Source organism: Nocardia sp. NPDC004123, from assembly GCF_053603795.1.
The window spans coordinates 1-2,206 of the sequence record NZ_JBSGGG010000036.1 but is presented as its reverse complement, the minus strand read 5'-3'; the positions used below and the strand labels follow the sequence as shown (position 1 = coordinate 2,206).

Here is a 2,206-nt window from a genome sequence, read left to right as displayed (position 1 = left end):
CAACACTCCCTCTCAACGACCTCTCACAGCGAGCACGTCAACCCGTCCTCCCGCGTAGACCACGACACCATCGCGGGTTCTCCCGGACAAGCCCCGGGTTTCACGGGCGGACCGGCACGGATGCCACGCAGAGGGGTCCGAGTCCCGCCTCGCGCACACCTTCGCGGCATGCGTGCCACTTCTGACCGACCGGTGTTCGAGTGCACGAGAACACACGGAAGGCTAACCAGTGGCAATCACTGATGTGCTGCACAAACTCCTGGCGCGAACGCCAGATTCCAGTGCCCTCGATGCTCGGGCTCGTGGCGTACGGGGGGCGCCTCCGATGATCGCACCCGTCGTCCCGCCTCACGCAGCCGACTCGGCCCGTTCCGGTCGCAACCAGCAACACAGATGTCATCTACGGCGTGTCGACCGTCGGCGCCGGCAGCTGGATCCTCGATCGGCGGACAGCGTGGACCGGTGCGAGAACAGCGTGGTGAGCAGATGTCGGATTTCGTTGCGGGTCAACGTAATCAGGCCGGTGGAGAATGTGCCGGTGCGGTGGGCGACAGCGAGAACGGTGAGGAAGGCGTGGGCGAGCATGGCCAGCAGGGTCCAGCGGTGCGGTGCCACGATCCCCAGCTGCGCACCTGGTGCTGGTCGAGCCGCGGCGGGACGGTTCCGCTCCCCCGAGACGTTGCCGCTGTTCTTCGCCGCGGTCCGCGGCAGCCGTGACGGACTATCGCAACTGGTCCTGGCCCGCGTGGCCGACGATTCCGCCGCCGGTGCACCGCTTTTCATCGACGATATGAGCCGCGCGACCGGAATCCCGCTGGCACTGGGCCTATCCCAGGTCATCGACGGCACCGCACGTCGGCCGGGCGTCCATCCCCCGGAAGCCCTGATCGACCCGGACCGCTTCTTCCGCGACCTGCGCCCACATCTCGGGGACATCGGCGACGGTCCCGCCGTGGTCGTCGAACGAGTATCCCGCACCGCCGCGTCCGCGCACTGACCTCAGGAGCACCCATGTCCACCACACCCGGCAAGATCCGCCTTCGCCATGCTATCGGCACCGGATTCCTCTGAGCAGCACTGCTTTTCGGATCGGACCCGGCATCCGCCGACCCCGGCGATCAGAGCCCGAACCCGCCGCGCCCGTCGGCCGGATCCAGCCCGCCGCGGTTGCCGCACGGCGGCGACGTCAACCCGCCCACATGGAAACGCCTACCCCGCGGCGATGGGCACGGCTGGGTCGTGTACCGCGCGCGAGCCCGGTGCTGAGTCACTCCAATTCCTGGGGACTACGCATGCGAGCCTCGGCGAACCCGTCCGACGGGTTGGTGTAGATCCTCACGCAAAGTCCATCGGGGGTGCGGAATTCGATCAGATGTCCGATGAATCCGGTGAGGATGGGTGAGTGCTCGATGCCGACCGCGTCGAGATGGGCCACCCAGGCCCGCAGGTCCTCGATCCCGTCGACGCCGAGGGTGACCGGATCGAAGCCCGCGATAGCGGTGGCCGCCACCGGATTCAGGCGCAATTCCACCGGGATCGCGACGCCGGGCAGCAGCATGATGACGCCGAACAGGGTGCCGTCGGGATGGCGGTGGTCGAACCTCTCCACTCGTCGCGCGCCGAGCGCGGTCTCGAACCAGGCGATGCCGGTCGGCAGATCGGACACAGGCAGCTTCAGATGGTGCACACCGGCGAGACAGGGGGCCACGGCGATCTCGTTTCAACTTTGACGGAACAGATAGTTAGGTGCCATATTAAATCCATGGCGATGGATCCGGACGACGATCTCGTGGCTCCCACCCTGGAACAGGCGCGATCGCAGATCCGTCGCTACGGCCTCGAAGACGACATCGACCCGCAGGTCGTGCTCGTCGCCGTGCGGCTGCTGGCCACCGGTACCAGGCTCACCCAGGCGACCGAGGCGCACTTCGCGCGATTCGGACTCTCGGCCGGACGCTACCGCCTGCTCGCCGCACTGGAGGACGCCGAGGGCGAGCTGTCGCCCTCACAGCTGGCAACCGTGCTCGGCGTTACGCGCGCAACGGTTACCGGGCTCATCACCGGCCTGGAACAGCAGGGACTGGTCTGCCGCCGCGCCTCGGCGGAGGACGGCCGTGCCGTGATGGCGGTGCTCACCGCACGCGGCGCACGGAAGCTGCGCGACACGGCTCCCGAGCATTTCGGCCGCCTGCAGGCCATGGCCGGC

At 67.9% G+C, this 2,206-nt stretch carries 3 protein-coding genes; 2 read left to right on the top strand and 1 reads right to left on the bottom strand.

The annotated features are described in order from the left end of the window. The first annotated feature begins 583 nt into the window (after window positions 1-583). On the top strand, window positions 584-997 hold the full coding sequence (locus ACWEQQ_RS39185) for a hypothetical protein (RefSeq protein WP_452351738.1): 414 nt from the start codon (window positions 584-586) through the stop codon (window positions 995-997). 270 nt (window positions 998-1,267) lie between these two features. Here the strand turns inward: ACWEQQ_RS39185 and ACWEQQ_RS39180 are convergent, their stop codons facing one another. Further along, window positions 1,268-1,708, bottom strand: coding sequence for a VOC family protein (locus ACWEQQ_RS39180; protein WP_452351737.1), 441 nt, complete (start codon window positions 1,706-1,708; stop codon window positions 1,268-1,270). A gap of 54 nt (window positions 1,709-1,762) precedes the next feature. Here ACWEQQ_RS39180 and ACWEQQ_RS39175 point away from each other — a divergent pair. After that, on the top strand, window positions 1,763-2,206 hold a 444-nt coding region (locus ACWEQQ_RS39175; RefSeq protein WP_452351736.1), incomplete at its 3' end, for a MarR family winged helix-turn-helix transcriptional regulator.